The sequence below is a fragment of the Dehalogenimonas alkenigignens genome (assembly GCF_001466665.1).
GTDB classification, from domain to species: domain Bacteria; phylum Chloroflexota; class Dehalococcoidia; order Dehalococcoidales; family Dehalococcoidaceae; genus Dehalogenimonas; species Dehalogenimonas alkenigignens.
The window spans coordinates 1,265,699-1,280,330 of record NZ_KQ758903.1 but is presented as its reverse complement, the minus strand read 5'-3'; the positions used below and the strand labels follow the sequence as shown (position 1 = coordinate 1,280,330).

At 51.4% G+C, this 14,632-nt stretch carries 12 protein-coding genes; 8 read left to right on the top strand and 4 right to left on the bottom strand.

Annotation, left to right across the window (positions count from 1 at the left end; translation table 11 throughout):
* Positions 1 to 4: 4 nt before the first annotated feature.
* Positions 5 to 2,158: an alpha-glucan family phosphorylase gene (glgP, locus tag DEALK_RS06735; RefSeq protein WP_058440079.1), complete on the bottom strand. Its 2,154-nt coding sequence runs from the start codon at positions 2,156 to 2,158 to the stop codon at positions 5 to 7.
* Between the two features lie 120 nt (positions 2,159 to 2,278).
* On the opposite strand from glgP, the gene malQ reads away from it, so the two are divergent.
* The 4 genes from malQ (at position 2,279) to DEALK_RS06715 (ending at position 8,402) form a co-directional block, all read left to right on the top strand.
* Positions 2,279 to 4,423, top strand: coding sequence for a 4-alpha-glucanotransferase (gene malQ / locus DEALK_RS06730; protein ID WP_058439494.1), 2,145 nt, complete (start codon positions 2,279 to 2,281; stop codon positions 4,421 to 4,423).
* Entirely contained in the window at positions 4,359 to 6,827 is a 2,469-nt protein-coding gene (locus DEALK_RS06725) for a DUF3536 domain-containing protein (protein ID WP_083496390.1), read from the top strand. The genes malQ and DEALK_RS06725 overlap by 65 nt, the downstream gene beginning before the upstream one ends.
* Positions 6,828 to 6,955: 128 nt before the next feature.
* Positions 6,956 to 7,387, top strand: a complete 432-nt coding sequence (locus tag DEALK_RS06720) for a response regulator (RefSeq protein ID WP_116632717.1) — start codon at positions 6,956 to 6,958, stop codon at positions 7,385 to 7,387.
* The gene (locus DEALK_RS06715) at positions 7,371 to 8,402 is read left to right on the top strand and encodes a response regulator (protein WP_058439491.1); all 1,032 of its coding nucleotides are present in this window, start codon (positions 7,371 to 7,373) and stop codon (positions 8,400 to 8,402) included. The genes DEALK_RS06720 and DEALK_RS06715 overlap by 17 nt, the downstream gene beginning before the upstream one ends.
* Before the next feature lie 52 nt (positions 8,403 to 8,454).
* Here DEALK_RS06715 and DEALK_RS06710 read toward each other — a convergent pair whose 3' ends face one another.
* Positions 8,455 to 8,928, bottom strand: coding sequence for an Hsp20/alpha crystallin family protein (locus DEALK_RS06710; RefSeq protein WP_058439490.1), 474 nt, complete (start codon positions 8,926 to 8,928; stop codon positions 8,455 to 8,457).
* 318 nt (positions 8,929 to 9,246) lie between these two features.
* On the opposite strand from DEALK_RS06710, the gene DEALK_RS06705 reads away from it, so the two are divergent.
* The 3 genes from DEALK_RS06705 to rpiB are packed head-to-tail and all read left to right on the top strand — an operon-like array spanning position 9,247 to position 12,391.
* The gene (locus tag DEALK_RS06705) at positions 9,247 to 9,897 is read left to right on the top strand and encodes an SLOG cluster 4 domain-containing protein (protein WP_058439489.1); all 651 of its coding nucleotides are present in this window, start codon (positions 9,247 to 9,249) and stop codon (positions 9,895 to 9,897) included.
* Between the two features lie 24 nt (positions 9,898 to 9,921).
* On the top strand, positions 9,922 to 11,934 hold the full coding sequence (gene tkt, locus DEALK_RS06700) for a transketolase (RefSeq protein ID WP_058439488.1): 2,013 nt from the start codon (positions 9,922 to 9,924) through the stop codon (positions 11,932 to 11,934).
* The gene (gene rpiB, locus DEALK_RS06695; protein ID WP_058439487.1) at positions 11,927 to 12,391 is read left to right on the top strand and encodes a ribose 5-phosphate isomerase B; all 465 of its coding nucleotides are present in this window, start codon (positions 11,927 to 11,929) and stop codon (positions 12,389 to 12,391) included. Before tkt ends, rpiB begins: the two co-directional genes overlap by 8 nt.
* Before the next feature lie 10 nt (positions 12,392 to 12,401).
* Here rpiB and DEALK_RS06690 read toward each other — a convergent pair whose 3' ends face one another.
* Together DEALK_RS06690 and DEALK_RS06685 are read right to left on the bottom strand one after the other, a co-directional pair.
* Entirely contained in the window at positions 12,402 to 13,067 is a 666-nt protein-coding gene (locus DEALK_RS06690; protein ID WP_133240191.1) for a ribulose-phosphate 3-epimerase, read from the bottom strand.
* A gap of 114 nt (positions 13,068 to 13,181) precedes the next feature.
* On the bottom strand, positions 13,182 to 14,033 hold the full coding sequence (locus tag DEALK_RS06685; RefSeq protein ID WP_058439485.1) for a universal stress protein: 852 nt from the start codon (positions 14,031 to 14,033) through the stop codon (positions 13,182 to 13,184).
* Between the two features lie 128 nt (positions 14,034 to 14,161).
* On the opposite strand from DEALK_RS06685, the gene DEALK_RS06680 reads away from it, so the two are divergent.
* Entirely contained in the window at positions 14,162 to 14,617 is a 456-nt protein-coding gene (locus DEALK_RS06680) for a ferritin family protein (protein WP_058439484.1), read from the top strand.
* Positions 14,618 to 14,632: the final 15 nt, after the last annotated feature.

Sequence of the window (14,632 nt, the reverse complement as noted above, 5' to 3'; positions counted from 1 at the left end):
CGGCTTATTCAGATTGAATTGCCACCGTCGCCGCGCTCTGAGCTATCGGCACATACATCATTTCAGCATATTCCATCATCATCCTGGAGGCTGAAAAAGAAAATAGCGTCGAAGCGATGGCTTCCTTGCAAATCTTCAGCCAGCGCCGGGGAATATCAGCCGTGTCGCGCTCATAAAACATCGGGATAATCTGTTCTTCGAGCAACCCGTAGAGTTCAGAGGCGTCCTGGATATCTTCTGCATTTGGATCCTCCGGCTTAAAGGTGCCGCCGATAGCCCACCCGTTCCGACCGTTAAATCCTTCATGCCACCAGCCATCCAAAATACTGGCGTTGGGAACGCCGTTGATCGACGCTTTCATACCGGAAGTCCCGCTGGCTTCTAACAGACGCCGCGGGTTGTTCAACCAGACGTCAACACCTGATACAAGGTACCGGGCAAGATGGAGGTCATAGTCTTCAATAAAACAAATTCTGCCTTCAAACTCACGATCGGTCGCCTGGCCGTATACCCGGTGAATCAGTTCCTTTGCCATATAATCAGCCGGGTGCGACTTGCCGGCAAATATGAACTGCACCGGTCGCTGCCAGTTGCGGACAATTGTTTTAAGACGTTCAATATCTTTGAAAAGAAGAGTCGGTCGTTTATATTCCACAAAACGGCGGACAAAACCGACGGTCAGCACCTCAGGATCAAGCATTGCTCCCAAAGCCACCAGCCGCCGGCTGGACACGTCAATACCTCCCCATTCCTGGCGTGCTTGCTCTCTGATATAGTGCGCCAAACGTTGCTTACGGTCCTGATGCACCTGCCATAACGCTTCGTCCGGGATCGCCTCCACCGCTTTACGGAAGCTAATATCGTGTCTTCGCTGGTACCATTCTGCTCCAAAAGATTTTTCAAACAGTTTTGACATCCCTGGTGTCAGCCATGTAGGCACATGAATGCCATTGGTGACGTGGTTAATGGGAACGGCAGACTCCGGAGTTTGGGGATAAAGCCGCTGCCACATGCGGCGCGAGACTTCTCCATGAATTTTACTCACCGCATTGATGTTTTTTGAAAGGTTCATCCCTAGCGCTGTCATATTGAACGGTTCGCCTGGAGAGGCTTGACCCAATGACATGAAGCGCTCCCGGTCCAGGGCTAGGCTTTCCCAGAAGCAACAAAAATAACGTTCGATCATCGATTCATCAAAGGTATCGTGTCCAGCCGGAACAGGGGTATGGGTGGTAAATATTGTTGCGGCCCTGACTTTATCAACCGCTTTTTCGAACGTTTCACCGGCCAAAAGGTGCTCTCTGAGCAGTTCAACCAGCAGAAACGACGTATGACCTTCGTTGCAGTGCCAGGCAGCCGGATCAATGCCTAAAAGGCGGAGCAGCCGGACGCCGCCGATTCCCAATATATATTCTTGCTGCAGCCTGATATCTTTACCCGCGCTATAAAGCCTGGCTGAGAGTTCTCTATCACCGGGGGCATTCTCCGGCAGGTTAGTGTCCAGCAGGTAAAGAATACTCCTGCCCACCTTGACTTCCCATGCTGTAATAAATACTGTTTTATCCCCGAGGCTCAGGCTCATGATGAATTGGCTGCCGTCAGGCATGGTTACCTTCGAAACAGGAGCAAGATCGAAGTCGAGTTGCCGGTAGTGTTCTATTTGCCAGCCTTCGTCGCTGATGCGCTGATGGAAATACCCTTCCGGATACATGAAGCCGACGCCGACAAACGGCAGCCCAAGGTCGGAAGCTTCTTTGCATATATCGCCAGCAAGTACCCCCAGTCCGCCGGCATACATCGGCAAGGAGTTATGAACGGCAAATTCCATCGAAAAGTAGGCTATAGGTTTTTTGAAAACACCCTGAAAGTTTCGTGATACCCAGGTGTTGCCGTCTTTGATGATGCTGTCGAATTCACCAATCGCCCGGTCGTACTTCACAAGGAATTCTTGGTCCACAGCCAGGCTGTCGAGCCGTTTGATTTCAACTTCAGCCAGAAGGCGTACCGGATTATGACCTGAAGTCCGCCACAATCTTGCATCTATCGATTCGAAAAGTTCTCGAGCTGGCAAATTCCAGCTCCACCATAAATTGTTTGAAAGCTCTGCCAAACGCGAGATACGCCTCGGAATCCGTGACGTTAGTTGTTGTAAGTCCATTAAGCGGAAGTCCTTAAGCGTTACATCGATTGAACAATTAGCACCCATTATCCTTGCCGCCTTTTTCCAAGTCAAGCCGTTACCCGGTATAATCCGGCTAAGTGAAGATGGGAAGTTTGGTTGGCTAAAGTAAATCCAGAGCTAAATAACCTGGCCACCGCCTGCGGTATTCAAACAGCTTATCGCGACATGCACGGTCGTCTTAAAAGAGCATCGGCGCAGGCGATCATCGGAGCGTTACGCGGTTTGGGTATCCGCATCGAGGACGAGACTGACGCGCCTCAGGCGTTTAGGCGTCTTACTGCGATAAAACGGCGGCAAGCAGTCCAACCGGTACTGGTGGCTTGGAGCGGCAGGCTACGCTCTATTCCGATGACTTTACCGCGTAAGTTCAACGGAATCGTCTCAGCGACCATCACTCTGGAAGAAGGCCGAGTTTTGAACTATTGCTGGAAATCTTCAGATTGTACCGTCACTCAGATTGATCACAAACAAACAAAGGCATATCAGCGGACACCAACTCATAAACTTCAAGTGAAAGGCATCTTGCCGCAAGGCTATCACGAACTTAAAATTCACATCGGCACGCGGATGTACCGCTCTCTGATCATATCGGCCCCGCAACAAGCATATTCAGATAAATGTGACTCCGCAAGATGGGGATTATTCAGCCCGGTTTATTCGCTTCGCTCTGAAACCAGCCTGGGGGCAGGCGATCTCTCTGATTTCCGCCGCCTAGCCGGCTGGAGCGAGACCCAAGGGGCATCGGTGATCGCTACGCTGCCGCTGCTACCTATAATCTTGGAAGATTCATCGAACCCCAGCCCCTATTCACCAGTCAGCCGCCTGTTTTGGAATGAATTTTACATTGATCTTGAGTCGCTGCCCGAGTTAGCCGCCTGCGGCGAAGCCAGAGAATTGCTACACTCGCAAAAGTTCGCTGCTGAAGCGGAAAACCTTCGCGAATCAGCACTCGTAAACTACGGCCAGCAGGGGACTCTAAAACGCCAAGTCCTTGAACTGCTGTCCCGGTATTTTTTTTCAAATACCGAAACTCCCCGTTACCAGGAATTCTCGGCGTTCATGGTTGCACATCCTGAGGCACTCGAATACGCCCGTTTCCGCGCTTCAAAGGAAACGGGTCAAACGTCCAGCCAGATTTCACCGGGCGACGACGATACACAGTTTTCAAGTTTAGCTAATACTCCCGTCGGCTACTATTTATTTACCCAGTTCTCGATTCAGAAACAACTGGAAAGATTGTACTCCGAACTCAGTGTGAAGGGTATCAAGCTGTTCTTAGACTTGCCTCTCGGAACTCATCCCGAGGGCTGGGATGCTCGGCGGTTCCAGGACGATTTTACCGATCATGTCTCGGTTGGGGCGCCGCCCGATCCGGTATTCCCCAGCGGTCAGAATTGGGGATTCAGGCCGCCACACCCGGAACGCATGCGGCTTAACGGCTACAATTACTTTATTCAGGTCCTACGGCACCATTTCCAGTTCGGAAAGATACTACGCCTAGATCACATCATGTGGTTCCACCGCTTATTCTGGATCCCGCTCGGCCTCAATCCTTCCGAAGGCTTATACATCCACTATCGAGCCGAAGAACTCTATGCCGTGGTATGTTTGGAATCTTTCCGAAACAAAGCCGTAGTTGTGGGGGAAGATTTGGGTTTGGTTCCAGCAGAGGTTAGAAGGTATATGCGCCGCCGCGGCATTCTTCGGAGTTTCGTCGCCCAGTACGAGATGTTATCCGGCAACGGGAATTGTTTCGCACCAGTACCGAACAATGCGGCAGCCTCGATGAATACTCATGACATGCATCCTTTCACGGCATTTTTCAACGCTACGGATATAGCAGAACGCACCGCGGCTGGCGTTCTCGGGCCGGCGGCGGCCAAAGATGAATCTACTCAGCGAAAAAATGGAATCACCTCAATGCTCGAATGCCTGAGAGGCCGAGGTTTGATCTATGAAACACACCCCTCCGCTGATGCAGTATACAGAGTATTTATGCGGTTGCTAGCCTCGGGCAGTGAACCAATCTTGCTGCTGAACATCGCTGACCTGCTGGGCGACTATCGAGCGCAGAATATCCCGGGTACGGTGAACGAGTATCCGAATTGGAGGATTCTCAACCTTCGGTCAATTGAAGAAATCCAAACCGACCCGAGGATAATCGAATTGATTAGAGATGTCGCAGTTATTAGAGCGCGTCGCACTAAAGCAGTATTGCCAGCAGGGAGTTTGCATGACTGAAACAAAGAGATACGTCATAATTCACGGTCATTTTTACCAACCCCCGCGGGAAAATCCATGGCTGGAAATTATTGAATCAGAAGCATCAGCGACTCCTTACCATGATTGGAACCAGCGGATCACCGATGAATGTTATGCCGCCAACCTGGCGGCTCGCATCCTTGACGAAAAAGGACAAATAGTCGCCATAGTTAATAATTATTCCCGCCTAAGCTTTGATTTCGGGCCGACGCTGCTAACCTGGATGGAAAACAACCAGCCGGAAGTTTACGCGTCCATTATCTCCTCTGACCGCGAAAATATCGCTGCTTATTCCGGTCACGGTCCGGCGTTAGCGCAAGCTTACAATCATATCATTATGCCGCTGGCCAGGCGCCAGGATAAGGAAACCCAGGTGGTTTGGGGTATAGCTGATTTTCGCCGCCGTTTCGGCCGCCAACCGGAGGGAATGTGGCTGCCCGAGACAGCGGTGGACCTTGAGACTCTTGAGATCATGGCGAACCACGATATTAAATTCACCATTCTCAGCCCTCACCAGGCGGCTAGGTTCAGGCCTCCCGGGGGGACATGGATCGAAGCTGGTAGAAATTTCGACACCTCCCGCGCTTACAACTGCCGCCTTCCAAAGGGTAAAAACATCACCCTGTTCTTTTACCACGAGAGTTTATCCCGCGGCGTGGCTTTTGAGGGGCTGCTTCACAGCGGCGACTCATTAGCCGGCCGTATTCTCGAAACCTACGTCCCACCCGAAGGCAAAAACCTGGTGATCATCGCAACCGATGGAGAAACGTACGGACATCACCACAAATTCGGCGAAATGGCACTGGCACAAGCCTTCGACCAATTACACAAAGCCGATGTCCGTGTCACCACGCCAGGAGAGTATTTATCCCTCTTCCCACCGGATCATGAGGTCGAGATACAGGAAAACTCAGCATGGAGCTGCAACCATGGTGTAGAACGCTGGCGAAGTGGCTGCTGCTGCAACACCGGCCAACACCCGGGATGGAACCAGGATTGGCGGTCTCCACTGCGCCGCGCCATGGACTTACTGAGTGACCAACTTAGCTATGTTTATGAAAAGGAAACTTCCCGTTTGCTGCAGAATCCCCGGGCAGCACGCGATGGCTATATCGAGGTGTTCAGTAATCGATCCAAAGAAAACATCAATCGCTTTCTCAATCGTTGGGCGCTCCGGCCTTTGACCTCTTCTGAAAAATTCACAGTGTTAAAGCTACTTGAAATGGAACGGAGAGTTCAGTCAGCCTTCACAAGTTGCGGTTGGTTCTTTGACGATATAGGCGGTCTTGAATCGGTGCTGGTGTTAAAACAGGCGGCAATGGCCTTACAGTTTGCCGCTGAAATTTCCGGTGAATCCCCTGAATCCCAATTCCTTGAGTTACTGGCGGGTGCCCGAAGCAATGTGCCCGCTTTAGGAAGCGGTAAAGACATCTTCGAACAGCAAGTGCGGCCTCTGCAAACCGATCTAAAAAGAGCTGGAGCGAATGTCATAATCAACGGATTATTTTCCAAACAATCCCTTCAATCAACTTATTATATTTTCCGAGTCAACGCTACTAATGTAACAAAGTCAGCATCGGGCATGTTAAAAACCATAATGGGGCGGATTGAAGTCACGTCTACGGTGACCGGCGAGTCATGCCGTTTTCGTTGCGCTGCTTATGCCTGGGGTGTGCGCGAGGTACACGCCGGCGTGGCTGATGATTCCACATCGACCGCGAATTTGGCTGATCTAAACGCTGAACTGTTATCCGGTTCATCGGAAGCTGATTTCTCTCTCCGTCTTTCAACATTGACCCAGCACTTCCCCGGTTCTATATACGGATTGACCGAGTTGTTCGGTGACGAAAAAGCCGCGGCCGTCCAAAACATTGTCGCAGTCACCCTCCAGAGAGCCGAAAAAGCTCATCGCCGCCTGTTCAACGAGTACCGTGACACGGTCAGGTTTATTTCCGACCTGGGACAGCCAATACCTCCCCATCTCAGTGTTTCCGCGGCTTTCATTCTTAACCGCGAACTCCAAAGTGAACTTGAGAATAGACGGCCCAATCTCAAAACAATACAGTCCACTTTGAACGAAATGAGTCTTTGGGGATTGCCGGTCGACGAACAATCAGTCTCTTATTATTTTGCTTCTCGAGTGGAAGAACTGACGATTGCTTACACAGATAATCCTAAAGACAAAGAGGCTCATGATATAGCCGAAGGCCTCTTGAAAATCGCCAAAGGCTCCGGTCTTGAGTTAAATCTCTGGCGCGTGCAGAATGCGTGGTTTGCGAAGATTTCAGAGTCTGCAAGAGTTAATGGTCGAAAAAGTCCATTTAATACAGGCGGCAGCATCCATAATCACCTGGGAGGCCTCCTGGGTTTTAAGATTGATTAATCTTCTTCGGCAGCCAGTACTAAAATACCATCACTATTCTATTGATATTTATGTTATCTATGTGTTACTGTTAGATACTTCCTTAATTAATATTCAATATCAGGTGAGATCAGTGCTATCGGAGGCGGTTGTACTTGTCTGAGCCTCAAGCGAAGGTCCCAGATCAAAGACGAGATATCCACGTACTTCTGGTCGAGGATGAACCAGCAATCGGCATGGCATGCCAGAGGGTTCTTACCGGCCGAGGTTTCAAAGTGACAGTTGCTGTTGACGGTCAGGCAGCTCAGTCATTACTTGAATCAAACGCATACGATATCTGCCTGCTGGACATCCGTACACCCCAGATTAGTGGGGAAGAACTCTTCAAGTGGATCCAGGTGAAACGACCGGAACTTGTTCCAAGCGTTATCTTAACTACCGGCGATGTCATCTCCGGCGACACCGCCCGATTCATCCAGACATCCGGGCGCCCCAGTCTGCCCAAGCCATTCGCGCCGAATGAACTGCTCGAGATCGTCACTGCAGTGTTGGGACAACTGCCTTATGAATCAGGCAAGTAGTAAAGAAACCGTACTGATCGTCGACGACGAACAAATCGTACGACGTCTGCTCCACCAGAAGCTGGCCAATGACGGTTATGGTTGCGTTGAAGCCGGAAGCGTCGACGATGCTCTTAACGTTCTTAGCGTTAATAGAGAAATCGCGCTTGTCGTTTCCGATATGAAAATGCCGGGTAAAAGCGGCATGGATCTACTTGCCGAAGTGAAAGCTAATTATCCCGATACCGCTGTGATCATCGCCACCGCGGTAAACGAGACAGCCACCGCCATAGAGTGCATGAAACAGGGCGCGTATGATTATTTGACCAAACCATTCAAACTTGATGAAGTAACGTTTTCGATCTGGCGGGCACTGGATAAACGGCGGCTTCAATTAGAAAACCGTGAGTATCGCCAGCATCTTGAAACCAAAGTCGAGCAACAAGCCGAAAAGATCAGGGCTTCTTTCTTCAACGCAATCACGGCGCTCGCCCACGCCCTCGATGCCAAAGACGGCTACACCGCCGGGCATTCGCAACGGGTTTCGGAAATAGCGGTTGGCATCGGCATTGAACTAGAGTTGGGACATGAACAGCTCGAAAGCCTGCGCCTTGCCGGCATGGTTCATGATATCGGGAAAATCGGCATTGACGGGACTATCCTTCACAAGCCTGGAATCCTCTCGTCTGAGGAGAGGATTGAGATGGAAAAGCACCCTGCTATCGGCGAACATATCCTCGCCCCGGTGGTTGAAGACACATCTATATTGGCAATGGTACGCAATCACCATGAGCGTTGGGACGGCGGCGGATACCCCGATGGTCTTGCCGCTACAGGTATCCCCCTTGGTGCCCGCATTCTGGCGCTGGCAGATACCTTTGACGCCATGACATCAGAAAGACCGTATCGGATAGCCAATAGTCTGGATTTCGCTGTAAGCGAAATAACCAGGTGTTCTGGAAGCCAATTCGATCCTTCTGTCGTCGAAGCTTTTATTAAAGCTCGACGCGTCATCACTGAAGCTGCGAAAGATTAACAAACAGGGAGGGGCCTATTATCAAACCCCTCCCTGTTACTGGACTTAAAAGCTACTTCTTGGCTGTTCCTGTCGATTCAATTGTTTTGGCGGAAGTCGTGGACACCTTTATCTGCTTCTTCTTTTTCTCCTCTGCCTTAGGCATGACGACTGACAGGACACCATCGTTGTACTTCGAAACCACCTTGTTCGGGTCAATTGATTCAGGAAGGCTCAACGCGCGGTAGAAACTCCCGAATGACCGCTCTCTGACAAGGTACCCGTGTTCTTTTGTTTCGGACTCAGTCGAACTCTCAGCCTGAATAGTCAATACATTGTCCTCAATCGAAACATCGATCTTTTCAGGATCGACTCCGGGTAATGACGCTTTGACCTCGAGTTCATCCGCTCTTTGAATGACGTCAACCGGGATCATCCACTGCTCGGTCGCCGCCGGCCATCCCCTGCCAAAGCCACGCCACAATCTGTCAAAGGTATTCTCCAGTTGTCTCATCTCACGCGCGGGATCCCACCTCTGCATTACCATCTTGTTCCTCCTTTACGGCGTTTATATAACACGCCTTAGATTCAAATTAGCAATCTCGTTGTTTGATTGCTAATTCATTTTTACCAAAAAGTCGTGTTTTAGACAACCGCATCTAGAAACATTTAAAGGTTTATAGGAGAATTCTAACTAATCATAGATATTTATCACGCATAATTACGCACTCGAGCTATTTGTGGTGCGATTATTCCGAGTATTCATATTTTGGTCTAACTTGATACTCGATTGCCCAGGGCATCATTGGCTAAGACGGCCGGTTTTTCGGTAGAATGTGCTCTAATAAATAGTTACAGGAAGCGAATGGATATTACTGAATGCGCCGGGCGTCTTGACACCAACAAATTCCCTTTCCCGGTCATGACCGTAGGGATCATGGGTTCAGCCGGAGGGATAATCCCTGACTCTACTAAAGAAAAGATGAAGGAACTCGGACGCTGCATCGCCAGGAGAGGGTACGTCTTGATCACCGGCGCTTCACCAGGAATACCCCACGAAACGGTGCTCGGCGCTTTTGAAACCGGCGGATTTGTCGTAGGCATCTCTCCTGCGCTCAACCTTGAAGAGCATGTCACCAGGTACGCTTCACCGACTCGCGGCTACCGGGCGATAGTGTTTACAGGCAGTGGGTTGATGGGGCGAGAGATTGAAAATATACGCTCCTGCGACGTGGTGATCTTTGCCGGCGGCCGTTCCGGCACGCTGGGCGAATTCGCCATTGCATACGATGAAGGGAAGATTATCGGCGTGCTTCTGGGGACCGGCGGCATTTCGGAACATCTAGCTGAGATTATACGGATGGTCGAGAAAGAAACCGGAGCGACCGTTATTTACGACACGGTGCCGGAGCGGTTATTAACCAGGCTGGAAGATTTGTATAAACAGATCCTGTTGCCCCAATATACCGCAATGATGGAAAAGCACAACCCGGATGGAATCGCCAGTCCCATTTAGGCCACAAATAAGTAAAGGATTTTGATGAACAGCAAACTCGATAAACTTTCCATAAACGTAATCCGGTTTTTATCGGCTGACATGGTGCAAAAAGCTGCCTCAGGCCATCCGGGGGCGCCGATGGGCGCCGCCGCGATGACTTACGCCCTGTGGCAAAAACACCTGAAACATAATCCAGCCGACCCGTCATGGTGTGACCGTGACCGTTTTGTGCTGTCAGCCGGGCACGCCTCAGCCCTTCTTTATTCTTTGCTATACCTTACCGGATATGATCTGTCGATTGATGATCTCCAGAGCTTTCGCCAATGGGGGTCAAAAACACCGGGTCACCCGGAACATGGGCTGACACCCGGGGTTGAAGCCACCACCGGGCCACTGGGCCAGGGTTTCGGCAACGGAGTCGGCATGGCAATCGCGGAGAAGTGGTTGGCGGCGCGATTCAACAAACCGGGGTACAGTATTGTTGATCATTACACTTATGTCATTTGCTCTGACGGAGACCTCATGGAAGGCGTTGCCTCGGAATCAGCGTCCCTGGCAGGCGCCCTGGGATTGGGCAAACTGATCTACCTGTATGATGATAATAAAATCACGATCGAAGGAGATACCGCAAATTATTTCAACGAAGACGTGGGTGCCCGTTTTAGAGCCTACGGCTGGCATGTTATCGGACCGATCGACGGAATGGACCCGGAAGCGGTGGATACCGCTTTAACGGAGGCTCGAAGCGATACCACAAGACCCAAACTGATTATTTGCCGCACTATCATCGGTTACGGCTCTCCTACCCGGGCTGGTACCGGCGCGGCTCACGGTGAGCCTCTGGGAGACGCTGAACTTTCCGCTGCTAAAGAGTGTCTGGGATGCTCCCATCTTGAGCCATTCCAAATTCCAGCCGAAGTCCATGCTAGCATGTCCGCGAGAGCCATCGGGGAAGCCCGCCAGTTAGAATGGCAGCGTCTTATGAACCGATACACGGCTGCATTCCCGGTTGAAGCAGCGCAGTTCCAGGATTTTCTGGCCGGGAACCTGCCGCAGGGTTGGAACGACGGTTTAGAAAATATGTTCAAGCCGTCGGAGAAACCGCTAGCCACCCGCGAAGCTTCCGGCAAGATCATAAACCTGATCGGCAAACGAATCGAAAACCTCCTGGGGGGTTCGGCCGACCTTGCGCCATCCACCAAAACAGTTATGGAATTCGAGAGTCTCTTTGGCGCCTCCAATTCTACCGCCCGCAATCTTCAATTCGGGGTCCGGGAACACGCCATGGGGGCAGTCCTAAACGGCCTGGCGCTGCACGGCGGCATAATCCCATACGGAGCCACATTCCTTGTGTTTTATGACTACATGCGCCCTTCAGTGCGTCTGGCGGCCATACAGGAACTCAATGTGGTGTATGTTTTTACTCATGATTCAATCGGTCTGGGCGAGGACGGACCGACGCACCAGCCGGTCGAACACCTGGCTGGCCTGCGTTCAGTGCCGAATCTCGTAACAATCCGGCCTGCCGACGCCGCGGAAACCGCCTTCGCTTGGGAAATGGCTCTAGAGCGGCAGGACGGACCGACCGCACTGGTCCTCACCCGCCAGAAGCTGCCGATTTTTGACCGGACGGAAATGGGGGCAGCGACGCTGACCCGGCGCGGCGGCTATATCCTGTGGCAGGCTGACGACAATCCCAAGATAATCCTTATCGCCACCGGCTCCGAGGTGCACTTCGCCCTAGCCGCAGCCAAAATCATCCAGGGTGAAGGCATCGCCAGCCGAGTCGTATCACTACCATCCTGGGAGGTGTTCGAAGCCCAACCGCAGGCTTACCGTGATCAAGTGCTGCCGCCGGAAATCTGGCGGCGAGTGAGCGTGGAGGCTGGACGTTCTCTAGGTTGGGAACGCTACGTCGGTTGCCGGGGCGTTATCATTGGTCTTGACCGGTTCGGGGCTTCCGCTCCTGGGAATGTATTGTTCGAGCAATTCGGATTCACCTCCCAGCACATTGCCAAGGCGGCACGGACACTGATTGGAGAAATAGATGGTTAACCTGGCTGTCGCCGCCGATCATGGAGGTTTCGCTCTGAAACAAGCCCTGGTCCCTTTATTGCGAAGTGAAGGCCACCGCATTATTGATCTCGGTGCCTGTGATTTTCAACCTGATGACGACTATCCGGATTATGCCGAAAAAATCGCCCGGGAAATTAATGCCGGCAATACCCGGCGAGGCCTTTTAATCTGCGGATCCGGAGCCGGCGCCTGCATCACGGCTAATAAAATCCCCGGCATTCGCGCTTCTGTATGCCACGACACTTATTCTGCACATCAGTCGGTGGAACATGATGATATGAATGTTTTATGCCTTGGTGCCAGAGTCCTGGGCCTTTCGCTTGCCCTGGAACTGACCCGAGCGTTTCTCGGCGCCGAATTCATCGACGAACCAAGGTACCGCCGTCGTCTCGATAAGATTACGGAAATTGAACGGCGTGCCCTCCTTAACCGGTAAACGGTTCGCTTCAAGCCATGACGGAATCAACAATACCTTGCAGCCGCCGGTGATTGGCTGCAGGATCGCCGCTCAAGAATATGCCCGAGCCGACGCAAATATCGTCCACCCCGCTTAGAGCCGCTTCCACGATATTAGCTTCTTTGATGCCTCCGTCGATGCCGATTGAAATATCCGGCGCCAGCGCCCTGACCTTTCCAGCTTTGTCCAGGCATTCCGGGATAAATTTCGAGCCGTAAAAGCCGGGAATGACCGACATGATAAGAATACTATCGATCAGCGGTAATAGACCGGCGGCCATCGAAACCGGAGTTTCGGGATTCAGCGCAATACCCACTTCCAGCCCAAGCTTACGGGCGATGTCAATCACCCCACATGGATCTTTGCTTGCTTCAAAATGGAAGGTAACACGTCGCGCACCTGCTGATCTAAAGCCAGAAAAATACGTTTCCGGCTCATTGACCATTAGGTGGGCTTCCCAGTCGAACGGCAGCTTGACCGATTTTATGTCTCGCCAGCCGATGCTCCTGGATGGCACAAATTCACCATCCATAATATCCACCTGAACCCAGTCAACGGCGCCTTTTAATTGCTTCGCCATTAACCGAAGCCTCTGAGGGTCATCAGTCAGAATTGCTGGAACTATTCTTACGCACCGACACATGTCGTAACTCAATCAACTATTCTTTGAAATCTCACAGGCGGAGGGCGAATTCAATGCACTTTCCGGCATAAAAATCTGAAGTCTGTTTCTTCTGCTAATTACGAAAGCCTGCCCGCTGGCAGTTGACTATGGACGTTCGCTGCCGCGTACCAACAGCATCGGCAGCTTAGTTTCCGAACTGACCGTTGCGGCAACGCTCCCGAAGACCCAGCGGTCAAGACCGCTGCGGGCGTGGGTCGCCATCGCGATAACGTCGGCGCGGGTATCTTCAGCAGCCCTCACTATGCCATCTGCTGCGCCTCCAAAGACGACATTGGTTTTTACGTTGATTCCTGCGGCCAGAAAATCTTTTGCAATGCGCTCGAGGTACGCGGAAGCCTGTTCACGCACCTCTCTCATCAAGATCAAGGCGTATTCTTCCCAACTCGGTTTAGCTGACGGCGGTCGGTCTGAAGGTATTTCCGGATAAGCGTTCACTGAAAGCAACTCAACTTCTGCCTTTGCCGTCTTTGCTAGTCTAATCACATGGGGTACTACATTCTCTGACGCTATGGAACCGTCCAACGGCAGAAGTATCTTGGAAATCCGAGGTTTGCGGCTTTCAGGTTTTATCAAGATCAGTGAACAGTTTTCGGAAACCAGGTTATGCAGAACCTTCTCTTCCCGACTCAAATCGGAGTAACCCTGCCGGCAAACGGTGATCAAATCAACATGCTCGTTGGCGACATAGTCTTTGATCTTTTCCGCAAGATCGCCCGGTTCGGTATGGCTTATAGCCTTGAAACCCTCCTGTGCCAACACCCCAGCCTGGATCCCGAGGTAGGCGCTATTCAGGCGGCATAAACGGAGTTCATCTTCCGGGCAAACGCTAAACAGGACTAAAGCGGTCGTTTTTTCAGCGAGCATCTTGGCGTAGGGCAATGCCAACTCAGCTGATTCGGAACCGTCAAGTGGAATTAGTATCTTGGAATAAGTCATCTCGCATCTCCGCTGTTTCGAAGTAATTATAGCCGAATCAATGTCACAGGCCAATTGAAATTGACACTTTAAACACTGGATTCTAGAATCAGTAGATCAGAAATATCAAATATCAACCTCGAGGTGCGATGAACGACGAAATCTCAGAGATCTTAGAAACTGCTATGTTCAAAGAAGTCTCCTCGTCGGCAACCTACCGCAAAGCGGCGGAAACAACCTCCGATCCGGCTGCAGCCGCCCTGCTCCGTGAATTAGCTGATGAGGAAGACGTACATCTGGCCATGGTTAAAAACCTGAAACCAGATCAAATTACGAAGAGTTCGAGACTTTCTGGGTTGATACCAGACCTGAAAACGACTCAACACCTTAAATCTCCGGACGAACTGTCCGGCGCCGACCTTGGCGAAACGTTGCTTTTCGCCATCCGCCAAGAAGCAACCTCCGTCGCCTTTTATACCAGCTTGATGGGTCTGTTCGGGTCTGAAGCTCTGAAAAACTTGTGCCAGGCTTTAGCCTGGCAAGAATTAGCTCACAAAGCGCGCCTTGAGCTTCTCTACGAGCGCCTCTTTTATACTGAAAACTAGCTATTAGATCGGTGT

Coding starts and splice junctions, on each gene's coding strand:
- glgP (WP_058440079.1), bottom strand. CDS start 2,158: ATGGACTTACAACAACTAACGTCACGGATTCCGAGGCGTATCTCGCGT.
- DEALK_RS06725 (WP_083496390.1), top strand. CDS start 4,359: ATGTCGCAGTTATTAGAGCGCGTCGCACTAAAGCAGTATTGCCAGCAG.
- DEALK_RS06715 (WP_058439491.1), top strand. CDS start 7,371: ATGAATCAGGCAAGTAGTAAAGAAACCGTACTGATCGTCGACGACGAA.
- DEALK_RS06710 (WP_058439490.1), bottom strand. CDS start 8,928: ATGGTAATGCAGAGGTGGGATCCCGCGCGTGAGATGAGACAACTGGAG.
- DEALK_RS06705 (WP_058439489.1), top strand. CDS start 9,247: ATGGATATTACTGAATGCGCCGGGCGTCTTGACACCAACAAATTCCCT.
- tkt (WP_058439488.1), top strand. CDS start 9,922: ATGAACAGCAAACTCGATAAACTTTCCATAAACGTAATCCGGTTTTTA.
- rpiB (WP_058439487.1), top strand. CDS start 11,927: ATGGTTAACCTGGCTGTCGCCGCCGATCATGGAGGTTTCGCTCTGAAA.
- DEALK_RS06685 (WP_058439485.1), bottom strand. CDS start 14,033: ATGACTTATTCCAAGATACTAATTCCACTTGACGGTTCCGAATCAGCT.
- DEALK_RS06680 (WP_058439484.1), top strand. CDS start 14,162: ATGAACGACGAAATCTCAGAGATCTTAGAAACTGCTATGTTCAAAGAA.